Source organism: Streptomyces sp. CA-142005, from assembly GCF_050942335.1.
Lineage (GTDB): Bacteria > Actinomycetota > Actinomycetes > Streptomycetales > Streptomycetaceae > Streptomyces.
Genome location: NZ_CP192078.1, coordinates 8230975 through 8246448, shown reverse-complemented (window position 1 = coordinate 8246448; position 15474 = coordinate 8230975). Strand labels below are relative to the sequence as shown.

2 protein-coding genes are annotated in these 15474 nt (G+C 72.4%); both read right to left on the bottom strand.

Annotated features, from left to right (window positions below; genetic code table 11):
• Positions 1-2 precede the first annotated feature (2 nt).
• Complete coding sequence (locus ACQPXS_RS38190; protein WP_433454005.1) at positions 3-10691, bottom strand: SDR family NAD(P)-dependent oxidoreductase; 10689 nt, start codon at positions 10689-10691, stop codon at positions 3-5.
• Positions 10692-10720: 29 nt separating this feature from the next.
• Positions 10721-15388, bottom strand: coding sequence for a type I polyketide synthase (locus tag ACQPXS_RS38185; RefSeq protein ID WP_433456149.1), 4668 nt, complete (start codon positions 15386-15388; stop codon positions 10721-10723).
• Positions 15389-15474: the final 86 nt, after the last annotated feature.

Below are 15474 nucleotides of genomic sequence, written 5' to 3'. Positions count from 1 at the left end.
CCTCACACATCCTCGGCGACGTCGTCGAAGTCGGCGCCCTCGAGCGCCAGGTTGATCAGCGCGTCCGCGTCCATGGCGTCGACGTCCACGGCATCGGTGCCGTCGGGGTCGGGGGACGGGGCGGTGGTGTCCGTGCCGGAGTGGCCGGCGAGTTGGAGCAGGGTGTCGAGCAGTCCGGCGTCACGCAACCGGGCGAGCGGGATGCTCTGCAGGGCCGACCGCACGTCCCGTTCGGCAACGTCGTCGGACGCGCCCTCGGGGAAGAGCTGTTCGGCCAGATGGGCGGCCAGAGCGGCCGGAGTCGGGTAGTCGAAGCTGAGGGTTGCGGGCAGCCGCAGGCCCGTGGCCGTACCGAGCCCGTTGCGGAACTCGACGGCGGCCAGGGAGTCGAATCCCATGTCGCCGAAGGGGCGTTGGGGGTCGATGGCCTGGGCGCCGGGATAGCCGAGCAGGGTCGCCGCTTGGCCGCGCACCAGCTCGGACAGGCGGTCGAGCCGCTCCGCGGCGGTGAGGGGCGAGAGCCGCTCGCGCAGCGCGGCTCCGTGGTCGGCACCGGCCCCGGCGGCCTGGCGGCGGCCTGGTACCCGTATCAGGGCGCGCAGCAGATCGGGCACCTCGCCTTGTCCGGAGGAGGAGGTGTCGAGCAGCATCGGCACGAGCAGAGGGCGGTCGAGTGCGTCCGCGCGGTCGAAGAGTTCGGTGCCCGTCTTCTCGGAGAGGGGCTCGATCCCGGCGCGGCGGAGCCGCTGGAGGTCGGCCTGGCTCAGCTCCCCGGCCATGCCGCCGTCGAGCGACCACAGGCCCCAGGCCAGCGACTGGCCGGCCAGCCCGGTGGCACGGCGGTGCGCGGCCAGGGCGTCGAGGAGGGCGTTGGCAGCCGCGTAGTTGCCCTGTCCCGGAGCGCCGAGCACGCCCGCGGCGGAGGAGAACAGGACGAAGGCGGACAGGTTCGCGTCCCGGGTCAGCTCGTGCAGGTGCAGGGCCGCGTCGGCCTTGGGCCGGAAGACGGTGTCGATGCGCTCGGGTGACAGCGAGGAGACGACACCGTCGTCGAGTACGCCGGCGGAGTGCACGACCGCGGTGAGCGGGGCGTCGTCCGCAATGGTGTCCAGCACCTCGGCGAGCGCCGCACGGTCGGTGATGTCGCAGGCGGCCACCCGGACGTGCGCGCCCAGGGCGGTGAGCTCCTCGACGAGTTCCGCCATGCCGGGCGCGTCCGCGCCCCGGCGTCCGAGCAACAGCAGTCGCCGTACGCCCCGTTCGGTGGCCAGGTGCCGGGCGAAGAGCTGTCCGAGATTGCCGGTGGCGCCGGTGACGAGCACGGTGCCGTCGCCGAATCCCGCGACCGGATGCGGCGGGGCGGGTTCCGCGGTGGTGCGCAGCAGACGGGCGACGAAGACCTCACCCGCGCGGACCGCCAGTTGTGACTCGTCCAGTCCGGTCAGCGCGTCCCAGGGGAGGTCGTCGACGTCCGTGTCCTCGTCGAGGTCGACCAGCAGGATGCGCCCCGGGTTCTCCGCCTGCGCCGAACGGATCAGTCCGCGAACCGCGGCGCCGGCGAGGTCCGGTACGTCCTCGTCGCCGACCGGCACGGCCCCCTTGGTGAGGACGGCCAGGGTCGTCCCGGCCGTCCGCGGGTCGGCGAGCCAGTCCTGCACCGAGGCCAGAGCGGCCTGCACTGCGGCACGCGGCTCCCCGCCACCGGCCCGCAGGACGACGACGCCCGGCAACCCGCCCTCGGCCGGCAGCTCGTCGAGGCCGAGCACCGGCACCGGCTCCCCGGCCGTCGGCCCGCCGAACAACGCGAGTGGTCCGCGCGAGACCCAGCTCAGCTCGTAGAGGTTGTCGCCGGTGGGTGCCTCCTCCTCCAGCGACCCCGCCGCCAGTTCCCGCAGCACCAACGAGTCCACGGAGAGCACCGGCTGCCCGGCCGGATCCCAGGCCTGCAGTCGCACCCCCGAACCACTGAAGGTGAGCCGGACGCGCAGCCTGGTCGGCTGCGCGGCCAGCAACACGACACCCGACCATGCGAACGGCAGCCGTACGGCCGCCCCGCCATCCTGGCCGCCCAGCAGCGCCACGGCATGCAGGGCGGCGTCCAGGAGCGCCGGGTGAACGGTGTGCGCGGAAACGTCGATGTCCTCGGGCAGCGCGATCTCCGCGTACACGTCGTCCCCGTGCCGCCAGGCCGCCTGCAGCCCCTGGAACTCGGGGCCGTAGTCCAGCCCGAGCTCACTCAATTCCTCGTATCCACCGGTGACTTCTACGGGGACTGCCTCGGGTGGGGGCCAGGGGGTGAGGTTGGGGGTGGTGGTCGGGGTGCCGGCTGTGGTGGCCGTGGTGGTGAGGGTGCCGGTGGCGTGGGTGGTCCAGGACGTGTCCGGGCCCGGGGCCTGCGCGGCCGCCTCGGCGGGGCGCGAGTGGATACTCACCTCCGCCCGCTCACCGGCGGCCGTCACCTGCACCTGCACGTCCACCTCCCCCGCCTCCGGCAAGACCAAGGGCCGGCCTACGACCAGCTCCCCGATGCCGTCGTAACCGGTCACGTCCGCCGCGTGCAGCGCCATGTCCACCAACGCAGCCCCCGGCACCAACACCCGCCCGGCCACCCGATGCCCCGCGAGCCACGCCTGGCGCCCCACACCCAGCCGCCCGGTCAACACCGTCGCCGAACCGTCGGCCGTGGAGACCGCCGCCACCAACAACCCATGCCCGCCGGGCGACTGGCCCATCTGCCGGGGATCACTGCCGGTGGGCATGGAGTCCAGCCAGTAGCGGCGGCGTTGGAAGGGGTAGGTGGGCAGGTCGAGGTGGCGGGCGGGGGTGGGCAGGTGCCAGTCCACCGGAACGCCGGTGGTGTGGAGGGTGGCGGCCGCGGTCAGCAGTGTGGTGGCGGAGTCGTCCTCCTGCGGCTTGCGGGGGCGGCGCATCAGGGGGGCGAAGACCAGCTCGCTGGTGTCGTCGGCCAGGGTCTGGCGGGTCAGAGCGGTCAGCACCGCCTGCGGACCCACCTCCACGAAACGCGTCACCCCCAGCTCGCGGGCGGCGCGGACTCCGTCGGCGAAACGCACCGGCTGGCGGACATGCCGCACCCAGTACGCCGGATCCGTCAGCTCCTCCGACACCAGCTGACCGGTCACGTTGGAGACGACAGCTGTGTTCGGCTGACGGTAGGTGAGAGAGGCGGCGACCTCGGTGAAGGGCTCCAGCATCGGCTCCATCAGCCGGGAGTGGAAGGCGTGCGAGACCGACAACCGAGTCGCCCTTATCCCCTGCCCCTCGGCGCGGGCCTGCACCGTCTCCAGATCCTCCACCGCTGCGGAGACCACGACCGCGGCCGGCGCGTTGACGGCGGCGATGTCCACCGGCAGACCGGCGATCACCTGTTCTGCGTGTTCGGGGCTGGCGGCCAGGGCGAGCATGCCCCCACCCGCGGGCAGCGCCTGCATCAACGCCCCCCGCGCCGCCACCAGACGCGCCGCATCCTCCAACGACAACACCCCGGCCGCATACGCGGCGGAGATCTCACCGATGGAATGCCCCAGCAACACATCCCCGGGAATGCCCCAGTGCCGCAACACCGCCACCAAAGCCGCCTGCACCGCGAACAGACCGGCCTGGGTGAACACGGTGGCATCGACCAGGGAGGCGTCCTGGCCCCAGATCACCTCACGCAGCGGCCGCTCCAGATGCACATCCAACGCCGCGCACGCCCGGTCGAACGCCTCCGCGAACACCGGGTCGGCGTCATACAGTTCCCGGCCCATGCCCAGCCACTGCGAGCCCTGCCCCGTGAACAACCACCCCGTCCGACCAGACGACACCCGCCCGGTCACCGCACCAGAGCCGTCCGCTGCGAAAGCGGTCAGGGACCCGATCGCCTCCTCGCGGGACGCAGCCACGACCACAGCCCGGTGCTCAAGCCGACCCCGGCCATGCGCCAACGCCGAAGCCACCTCGGCGACTTCAACGTCCTCCCGCCCCGACCACCAATCTGCCAGCCGCCCAGCCGACTCGGCCAGCGCCTCCGGCGACCGTGCCGACAACGCCACCGCCACCGGACCCACCACCGGCTCCGGCTCACCAGGGGGCTGCTCGGGCTCAGCGGCCTGTTCCAGGATCACGTGCGCATTGGTGCCGGAGATCCCGAACGAGGACACCGCAGCCCTGCGCGGCCGGTCCCCCACCCCCGGCCACCCGCGGGCCTCGGTCAGCAGCTCCACCGCACCCGTCGACCAGTCCACCTGAGACGACGGCGCATCCACATGCAACGTCCGCGGCATCACCCCATGCCGCATCGCCTCCACCAACTTGATCACACCAGCCACACCCGCAGCCGCCTGCGCATGACCGATGTTGGACTTCAGCGAACCCAAGTAGAGCGGGACATCGCGGTCCTGCCCATACGTGGCCAGCAGAGCCTGAGCCTCGATGGGATCCCCCAGCCGCGTCCCCGTACCGTGCCCCTCCACCAGATCCACATCCGCGACCGACAGCCCGGCGTTGGCGAGGGCGGCGCGGATCACCCTCTGCTGTGAGGGCCCGTTCGGCGCCGTCAGACCATTGGACGCACCGTCCTGATTGACCGCCGAACCCCGCACCACCGCCAACACCGGATGACCCAACCGACGCGCATCCGACAACCGCTCGACCAACAGCAGACCCACACCCTCGGACCACCCCGTCCCGTCGGCCGCGTCCGCGAAGGACTTGCAGCGGCCATCGGCCGCCAGGCCCCGCTGCCGGCTGAACTCCACGAACGTCTCCGGCGTCGACATCACCGTCACGCCACCGACCAGCGCCAGCGAACACTCACCCGAGCGCAGCGCCTGCGCGGCCAGGTGCAGGGCGACCAGGGACGACGAGCAGGCCGTGTCGATGGTCATCGACGGGCCCTCGAAACCGAAGACGTAGGACACGCGGCCGGAGGCGACGGCGCCGGTCGCGGTGTTGTGGGGGTAGTCGTGGTACATGACGCCGGTGAAGACTCCGGTGTCGCTGCCCTTGAGCCCGACCGGGTCGATACCGGCCCGCTCGAACACCTCCCAGGACGTCTCCAGCAGCAGTCGCTGCTGTGGGTCCATGATCAGGGCCTCGTTGGGGCTGATGCCGAAGAAGTCGCCGTCGAACCGGTCGGCGTCGTGCAGGAAGCCGCCGGTGCCGACGTAGGAGGTGTCCGGCAGGGTGCGGGTCGGGTCCACCAGTCGGGCGCTGTCCCAGCCGCGGTTGCCGGGGAACGGTGTGACGGCGTCACGGCCGTCGGCGACCAGGTGCCACAGGTCCTCCGGGGAGGACACCCCGCCCGGGTAGCGGCACGCCATGGACACGATGACGATCGGGTCGTCGTCTCGGAGGGCGCCGGTTCGGCGTGCCTGTACACCGACGGGTGCGGCAGCGGCCGTGCCTACTGCCTCTTCCCGCAGGAAGCGGGCCAGTACCGCGGGTTCGGGGTGGTCGAAGACGAGGGTGGCCGGCAGGCGCAGGCCGGTGGCGGTGTTGATGCGGTTGCGCAGTTCGACACCGGCCAGGGAGTCGAAGCCCATGTCCCGGAAGGCCTTGGTCGCCTCGATGGCGGCGGGGTCCGGGTACTCCAGTACGGCGGCCGCTTCCCGCTGGACCAGCGTGAGCAGGGTCTGCTCCCATTCGGCCTCGGGCACGTCCTGCAGGAGCCGGCGCAGGGCGGACACGCCGGTCGTCCGGCCGCCACCGGCCCGGCGGCGCCGTACGGGGGCCAGGGCGCGGAACATCGGGGGCAGCGACTCCGCGTCGCGGCGCAGTGCGGGGAGGTCGAGCCGGAGCGGCACGACGAGGGACCGGTCGCAGCGCAGGGCGGCGTCGAGCATGGCGAGGCCCTGCTCCGCGGTGTGGCCGAGCAGCGCGTCGCCGGCGGCGGGTGCGTCGGTGTCCGCCATGCCGTCGCCGACGGCCCACATGCCCCAGGCCAGAGAGAGACCGGGCAGCCCCTGGGCGCGCCGGGTCTCGGCCAGGGCGTCGAGGAGGGTGTTCGCGGCGGCGTAGTTGCCCTGGCCGGGTGCGCCCAGCAGGCCGGAGGCGGAAGAGAACAGAACGAACGCGGACAGGTTGGCGTCGCGGGTCAGGTCGTGGAGATGGAGGGCCGCGTCGGCCTTCGCGGCCAGGACGGTGTCCAGTCGCTCCGGGGTCAGGGCGGTGATCACGCCGTCGTCGAGGACGCCGGCGGTGTGGATCACGGCGGCCAGGGGTGCGTCGTCCGGGATCGCGGCCAGCAGGCGGCCCACCGCGGCACGGTCGGACAGGTCGCAGGCGGCTGCGCTGACCTCGGCGCCCAGCTCGGCCAGCTCGGCCAGCAGTCGCGTGGCGCCCGGGGTGTCGGCGCCGCGTCGGCCGACCAGCAGCAGGCGGCGTACGCCGTGCACGGTCACCAGATGGCGGGCCACGCGGCCGCCGAGTGCGCCGAATCCTCCGGTCACGAGCGTGGTGCCGTGCTCGGTGAACACGGGCGCCGATGCGGCGGGGACGGGGAGTGGGGTGAGCCGGGCAGCGAACAGCCGCCCGTCGCGCACCGTGACCTGGGGCTCGTCCGCCGCGGCGGCCAGAGCGATCAGATCGGCGCCGACGCCGTCGTCTCCGGCCCCGTTGGCGGTGCCGGTAACGGTGTCGACCGTGGTGTCGGTGTCGCTGTCGGTGTCGACGAGGACGAGACGGTCCGGATTCTCCGACTGTGCGGAGCGGACCAGTCCCCAAACGGCTGCTCCCGCCAGGTCGGTCACCGCCTCACCGGCGACGCTGACCGCCCCCTCGGTGGCCACGACCAGGATGGTCTCGGCCAAGCGCGGGTCCGACAGGAACTGCTGTACGACGGCGAGGACGCGCGCCGTACGCGCGTGGAGGTCCGGCACAACGTCGACGTCGCTGCCCTCGTCACGGACGCGGGTGTCACGCAGCACCACGACACCGGGCGCCACGGCATCCCGGGAGAGCGACTCCCACTCCGTCACGGTGACCGGCTCGCGCGGCGTCGGCACCGGCATCCAGACCGGCTGGTAGAGGGGCGGGACGCCGTCCTGCCGTTGGTCGAGGCTCGCGAGTGGACGCAGGCACAGCGAGTCGGCGACGGCCACCGGGTGCCCCGACTGGTCGGCGATGTGCAGGGCGACCTCGTTGGCAGCCAGCGGCGTGATCCGCACGCGCAGGGCGCCGGCTCCGCTGCTGTGCAGCTCGAAACCCGACCAGCTGAAGGGCAGCGCGGCGGTGCCGCCGTTGGCCGACGACAGGGCGACCGCGTGCAGCGCCGCGTCGAGCACGGCCGGGTGCAGACCGAATCCGGCGCCGTCCTGTACGTCCGTCAGCGCCACCTCGGCGAGAACCTCGTCGTCGTACCGCCAGGCCCGGCGCAGGCCCTGGAACACGGGGCCGTAGCGGAGCCCCGACTCGGCGAGGTCGGTGTAAAGGGCGTCGATCTCGATCGGGTGGGCGCCCGTCGGCGGCCACTCGGCATCGCCGTCCGGTTCACGCGGAGCCGACGCGGCGGCGGAGAGCGTGCCAGTGGCGTGCCGTGTCCACTGTTCGGGGGCGTCCGGGGTGGTGGACCGCGAGTGGATGGCGACCGGGTGCAGGCCGTGCTCGTCGGCCAGACCGACCGTGACCTGGATCTGGACGGCCCCCGGCTCGGGCAGCACCAGCGGCGCGTGCAGAGTCAGTTCCTCGACCCGTCGGCAGCCGACCTGGTCCCCTGCGCGCACCACCAGTTCGAGCAGGCCGGTCCCCGGGAAGTACACCTCGTCGCCGACCCGGTGGTCCGCCAGCCACGGCTGCGTCTCGACCGACAGCCGCCCGGTGAGCAGCGCGCCCCCGGTGTCGGCCACCGTCACCGCCGCACCGAGCAGCGGATGCCCGACCGCCTCCAGTCCGGCCGCGCCCACGTCGGCGGTGGAGACGGTGGGCTCGACCCAGTAGCGGTGGCGTTGGAAGGGGTAGGTGGGCAGGTCGAGGTGACGGGTGGGAGCGGGCAGGTGCCAGTCGACCGGAACGCCGGTGGCGTGGAGGGTGGCCGCCGCGGTCAGCAGTGTGGTGGGAGCGGTGTCCTCCTGGAGCGGCTGGGGGCGGCGCATGAGCGGCGCGAAGACCAGCTCACCGGCCTCCTCGTCGAGGGTCTGGCGGGTCAGAGCGGTCAGCACCGCCTGCGGGCCCACCTCCACGAAACGCGTCACCCCCAGGTCGCGGGCGGCGCGGACTCCGTCGGCGAAACGGACCGGCTGACGCACATGCCGTACCCAGTACGCCGGGTCCGTCAGCTCCTCCGACACCAGCTGACCAGTGACGTTCGAGACCACCGGGACAGTCGGCTCACGGTAGGTCAGGGATGCGGCGACCTCGGCGAAGGGCTCCAGCATCGGCTCCATCAGCCGGGAGTGGAAGGCATGGGAGACCGACAACCGGGTCGCCCTTATCCCCTGCTCCTCGGCGCGGGCCTGCACCGTCTCCAGATCCTCCACCGCTCCGGAAACCACGGCCGCGGCTGGCGCGTTGACGGCGGCGATGTCCACCGGCAGGCCGGCGATGAGTTGTTCTGCTTGTTCGGGGCTGGCGGCCAGGGCGAGCATGCCCCCACCCGCGGGCAGCGCCTGCATCAACGCCCCCCGCGCCACCACCAGACGCGCCGCATCCTCCAACGAGAGGACACCGGCGGCATAGGCCGCGGAGATCTCACCGATGGAATGCCCCAGCAACACATCCCCGGGAATGCCCCAGTGCCGCAACACCGCCACCAAAGCCGCCTGCACCGCGAACAGACCGGCCTGGGTGAACACGGTGGCATCGACCAGGGAGGCGTCCTGGCCCCAGATCACCTCACGCAGCGGCCGCTCCAGATGCACATCCAGGGCCGCGCACGCCCGGTCGAACGCCTCCGCGAACACGGAATCGGCGTCATACAGCTCCCGGCCCATGCCCAGCCACTGCGAGCCCTGCCCCGTGAACAACCACCCCGTCCGACCAGAGCCCACCCGGCCGACAACGGCACCCGTCCCGTCCGACGCAAACGACGCCAGGGACCCGATCGCCTCCTCACGCGAGGACGCCACCACCACAGCCCGATGCTCAAGCCGACCCCGGCCATGCGCCAACGCCGAGGCCACTTCCGCGACTTCGACGTCCTCCCGCGCCGACCACCAATCCGCAAGCCGTCCAGCCGACTCGGCCAGCGCCTCCGGCGACCGTGCCGACAACGCCACCGCCACCGGACCCACCACCGGCTCCGAGGCGACACCCTCCTCCGCCTCCGCAGCCTGTTCCAGGATCACATGCGCATTGGTGCCGGAAATGCCGAACGAGGACACCGCAGCCCTGCGCGGCCGGTCCCCCACCCCCGGCCACCCGCGGGCCTCGGTCAGCAGCTCCACCGCACCCGCCGACCAGTCCACCTGGGACGACGGCGCATCCACATGCAGCGTCCGCGGCATCAGCCCATGCCGCATCGCCTCCACCAACTTGATCACACCAGCCACACCCGCAGCCGCCTGCGCATGACCCAAATTGGACTTCAACGAACCCAGATAGAGCGGGACATCGCGGTCCTGCCCATACGTGGCCAGCAGAGCCTGAGCTTCGATGGGATCCCCCAGCCGCGTCCCCGTACCGTGTCCCTCGACGAGATCCACATCCGCCGCCGACAGACCGCCGTTGGCCAGCGCAGCCCGGATCACCCGCTGCTGCGCCGGCCCGTTCGGCGCCGTCAGACCATTGGACGCACCGTCCTGATTGACCGCCGAACCCCGCACCACCGCCAACACCGGATGACCCAACCGACGCGCATCCGACAACCGCTCGACCAGCAGCAGACCCACGCCCTCGGACCAGGCCGTCCCGTCGGCGGCCTCGGCGAAGGACTTGCAACGGCCGTCGGCCGCCAGCCCGCCCTGCTTGCTGAAGCCCACGAAGGCGCCCGCCGTCGACATGATCATGACGCCGCCGGCGAGGGCCAGCGTGCACTCACCGGAGCGCAGCGCCTGCGCGGCCAGGTGGAGGGCGACCAGGGAGGACGAGCACGCCGTGTCCACCGTCAGGGTCGGACCCTCGAAGCCGAAGGTGTAGGCGACTCGGCCGGCGAGGACGGACGCGGCGGTCGACGTCGTCTGGTACGTCTGGGCCAGCTCGGGGGCGCCTTCGAGCAGGTAGCCGTAGTCCTGGAGGCCGGAGCCGATGAAGGTGCCGACTCGTTTGCCCTTCAGGGTGTGGGCGTTGATCCCGGCGCGTTCGAAGGCCTCCCAGGCCGTCTCCAGGACCAGTCGCTGCTGCGGGTCCATCGCGACGGCCTCGCGCGGCGAGATGTCGAAGAAACCGGGTTCGAAAAGGGCGGCGTCGGTGACGAACCCACCGCGGGTGACGTAGCTCGTCCCCGTGCTCGCCGCCGGTTCGGCCGTTTCCGCCGGCTCATCGGTCTCCGCGTCCGCCACCGCGGTGTCGGCCGGGTCCGCGAGGGGTACCTGCCAGCCGCGGTCGGACGGGAAGTCGGAGGTCGCGTCGACACCGTCGCGGACCAGCCGCCACAGGTCCTCGGGCGAGCGCACCCCGCCCGGGTAGCGGCAGGCCATCGCCACGATGGCGATGGGCTCCTGGTCCCGGGACTCGGCCTCGGCCAGGCGCTGCCGGGTCCGGGCGAGGTCGGCCGTGACCCGCTTGAGGTAGTCGAGGAGCTTGTCGTCAGTGGACATCGGTTCCGCCGCTTCCTTCAGGCTTCAGGTCAGTTGCTCGCGCCCAGACCGAGCTCGCTGTCGATGTAGTCGAAGACGTCGTCCGCACTAGCGGACTCCAGGCGGTCGGCGACTGCGCCGTCTTCGGAGGGGCTGTCGAGTCGTGCGAGCACGGACCGCAGCCGGGTCACCGCCCCGGAGGTCGCCAGGTCGTCCGGTGAGACCGCCTCGATCGCCCGTTCCAGGCCGGCCAGGTGCTCGTCGAGCAGCGCGACGGCCTGTTCGGCCGGATCGGGACAGAGCAGTGCGCGCAGGTGCTCGGCCAGGGCGGCGGGGCTGGCGAAGTCGAAGGCGAGGGTGCTGGGCAGGGCCAGACCGGTAGCCCGGCCCAGGCCGCCACGGAGTTCGACGGCGGCGACCGAGTCGAAGCCGAGGTCGGTGAAAGGACGTTCGAGGTTGAGCGTGGCGGGGTCGGAGTACGCGAGGACGGCGGCCACCTGGCTGCGCACGACGTCCAGAACGGCGCTCAGCTGACCGGCGGGCGGCAAGGCGGCGAGCCTGCCGACCAGTTCGGGGGCGCCGCCCTGCTCGGGGGCCGGTCCGCCCAGCGCGTCGGCGACCTCGGGCAGAGCGTCGAGCAGCGGGCGCGGACGGGAGAGCGTGAAGGTCGGTGCGAACCGGGCCCAGTCGAAGTCGGCCACCACCTGGTGGGCGGGGGCCGCGGCGCCGGCGTGGCGCAGTGCCCGCAGGGCCGTGGCGGTGGCCATCGGCGGTGCGCCGATGCGGCGCATGTACTCCTCGGCCTCGGCGTCGAGCATGCCGGTGTCGAGCGGTCCCCAGGACAGGGCGGTGGCCGGCCGGCCGCGGCGCCGCCGATCCTGGACGAAGCCGTCCAGGAAGGCGTTTCCGGTGCTGTATGCGGTCTGGTTGACGCTTCCCCACACCGCGGCACCGGAGGAGAAGACGACGAACGCGTCCAGCGGCCGGTCCCCCAGCGCCTCGTCCAAGGCCAGCGCGCCGGCCACCTTGGCGCGGATCACGTCGACGAACTCCTCGGCGTCCAGCTCCGTCAGCGGCGCCAGGCGCTGCGACTGGCCGGCCGCGTGGACCACCGCGGTGAGGGGCAGGTCGTCGGGAAGGCCGTCGATCAGCCGCCGCAGGGCGTCGGTGTCGGCGGCGTCGCAGGCGGCCACGGTGACGGGTGTACCGGCGGCGGTGAGTTCGTCGGCGAGCGCGGCGGCCCCGGGCGAGGCTCCGCCGCGGCGGCTGGCCAGCACGATGTGCTCGGCGCCGTTCGCGGCGAGCCATCGGGCGACCTCGCCGCCGACGCCACCGGTGCCGCCTGTGACCAGGACGGTGCCGCGCGGCCGCCAGGCCGACGTGATCGGGTCCGCGACACGGGCGTGCCGCAGCCTGCGCCCGTAGACCTTTCCCTCGCGCACGGCGACCTGGTCCTCGCCGCCGTCGGAGAGTACGCGGCACAGCGCGCCGACCTCGGCGTCCGTGGACGCGGGGGGCAGGTCGACGATTCCGCCCCAGATGTCGGGGTGGTCGAGGGCGGTGCCGACGGCCACGCCCCACAGCGCCGCCTGGTCCACCGCCGTGATCTCCTCCGGGCCCGAGACCGCGACGGCCCCCGTCGTCAGGCACCACAGCCGAGTCGTGAGCCCGGTGTCCACGACGGCCTGCACCGCGGCAACGGTGGCCAGCAGGCCGTGCGAGGCCGCGGCGGAGTCCCAGGCACGCCGCTCACCGCCGAGCAGCGAGAGGATTCCCGCGGGTGTTCCCCGCTCGGCCGCCTCGGCACGCAACAGCCCGGCGATCTCGTCACGGTCCGCCGACGGTACGTCGATGACGGTCAGCCGGGCCGCGCGGCGCCCCATGCCGTTGAACACATGGCAGCCGACCGTGTCGTCACTCCCCGCCGGTACGAGCAGCCACCACTCACCGCCCAGCTCCGAAGTGCCCTTCGGAGCCAGCTCCTCCCAGCCCACCTCGTAACGCCACCCGTCGAGGAGCTGCCGCTCACGCTCGTCTGGCTGCTGAGCGGACACCGGGGCGTCGGCCCAGTAGCGATGGCGTTGGAAGGGGTAGGTGGGCAGGTCGAGGTGACGGGCGGGGGCGGGCAGGTGCCAGTCGACCGGGACGCCGGTGGTGTGAAGGGTGGCGGCAGCGGTCAGCAGTGTGGTGGGAGCGGTGTCCTCCTGGAGCGGCTGGGGGCGGCGCATGAGCGGCGCGAAGACCAGCTCACCGGCCTCCTCGTCGAGGGTCTGGCGGGTCAGGGCGGTCAGCACCGCCTGCGGGCCCACCTCCACGAAACGCGTCACGCCCAGCTCGCGGGCGGTACGGACGCCGTCGGCGAAGCGGACCGGCTGGCGGACGTGCCGCACCCAGTACGCCGGATCCGTCAGCTCCTCCGACACCAGCTGACCGGTCACGTTGGAGACGCCAGCAGTGTTCGGCTGACGGTAGGTGAGAGAGGCGGCCACTTCCGCAAACGCGTCCAGCATCGGCTCCATCAGCCGGGAGTGGAAGGCATGGGAGACCGACAACCGGGTCGCCCTTATCCCCTGCTCCTCGGCGCGGGCCTGCACCGTCTCCAAGTCCTCCACCGCTCCGGAGACCACCACCGCGGCCGGGGCGTTGACCGCCGCGACGTCCACCGGCACGCCGGCGATCAGCTGCTCGGTCTGCTCGGGGCCGGCGGCCAGGGCGAGCATGCCACCGCCCGCGGGAAGCGCCTGCATCAACGCCCCCCGCGCCGCCACCAGATGTGCCGCATCCTCCAACGAGAGGACACCGGCGGCATAGGCCGCGGAGATCTCGCCGATCGAGTGCCCGACCAACACGTCGGCGGGAATGTCCCAGTGCTGTAGTACGGCGACCAAGGCCGCCTGTACGGCGAACAAGCCGGCCTGGGTGAACACGGTGGCATCGACCAAGGACGCGTCCTGGCCCCAGATCACCTCACGCAGCGGCCGCTCCAGATGCACATCCAGGGCCGCGCACGCCTGGTCGAACGCCTCGGCGAACACCGGGTTGGCGTCGTGCAGCTCCCGGCCCATCCCCAGCCACTGCGAGCCCTGACCCGTGAACAACCACCCCGTCCGACCAGACGACACCCGCCCAACTACGGCGGCTGTACCGTCCGCTGCGAAAGCGGACAGGGACCCGATCGCCTCCTCACGCGAGGACGCCACCACCACAGCCCGATGCTCAAGCCCGGCCCGGCCATGCACCAACGCCGAAGCCACCTCGGTGACTTCGACGTCCTCCCGCCCCGACCACCAATCCGCAAGCCGTCCCGCCGACTCGGTCAAGGCCTCAGGGCTACGAGCGGACAACGCCACCACCACCGGCCCCACCACCGAGGCGGCCTCCGAGGCGACACCCTCCTCGGCCTCCGCAGCCTGCTCCACGATCACATGCGCATTGGTGCCACTGACACCGAACGACGAGACCGCAGCCCTGCGCGGCCGGTCCCCCACCCCCGGCCACTCCCGGGCCTCGGTCAGCAACTCCACCGCACCCGCCGACCAATCCACCTGAGACGACGGCGCATCCACATGCAGCGTCCGCGGCATCACCCCATGCCGCATCGCCTCCACCAACTTGATCACGCCGGCCACACCCGCAGCCGCCTGCGCATGACCGATGTTGGACTTCAACGAACCCAAATACAGCGGTGCCCCGCCCTCCCGGCCCTGCCCATACGTCGCCAACAACGCCTGAGCCTCGATCGGGTCTCCCAACCGCGTCCCCGTACCGTGTCCCTCGACGAGATCCACATCCGCCGCCGACAGACCACCGTTCGCCAGCGCAGCCCGGATCACCCGCTGCTGCGCCGGCCCGTTCGGCGCCGTCAGACCATTGGACGCACCGTCCTGATTGACCGCCGAACCCCGCACCACCGCCAACACCGGATGCCCCAACCGACGCGCATCCGACAACCGCTCCAGCAACAGCAGACCCGCACCCTCACCCCAACCGGTCCCGTCCGCCGCCTCCGCGAACGCCTTGCACCGGCCGTCCGGCGACAACCCACGCTGGCGGCTGAACTCCACGAACGCATCAGGGGCGGACATGACGTTCACGCCGCCGGCGAGTGCGAGCGTGCACTCGCCGGAGCGCAGGGCCTGCGCGGCCAGGTGCAGGGCGACCAGGGACGACGAGCACGCCGTGTCCACCGTCACGGCCGGGCCTTCGAAGCCGAAGGTGTAGGCGACCCGGCCGGAGACGATGGAGCCCATGTTCGCGTTGCCCGGGTAGTCGTGGTAGACGAGCCCGGCGAAGACGCCGGTGCGGCTGCCGCGGACCGAGGTGGGCTCGATGCCCGCCGCCTCGAAGGCCTCCCAGGCGAGTTCGAGCAGGAGCCGCTGCTGGACGTCGGACTCGATGGCCTCGCGGGGGCTGAGCGAGAAGAAGTCGGCGTCGAACTGGTCGGCGTCGTGCAGGAAACCACCGGCGCGTGTGTAGGTCTTGCCCTCGACGCCGGGCTCCGGGTCGTACAGGCCGTCGAGGTCCCAGCCGCGGTTGGTCGGGAACGGCGTGACGGCGTCGCGGCCCTCGGCGACCAGCTGCCACAGCTCGGCGGGGGTGGTGACGTCGCCGGGGAACCGGCAGGACATGCCGATGATGGCGACCGGCTCGCGTGCCGCTTCCCTCAGCGTCTTCAACTGGCGCCGGGTGCTCTGCAGTTCGGTGGTCGCCCGCTTCAGGTAGTCACGGAGCCTGTCGTCCTGCTGAGGCTGGTGTTCCTGGGTCATGGAAGCCGTCCTGACGTGAGTGCTGGGGAGCGGGCCGG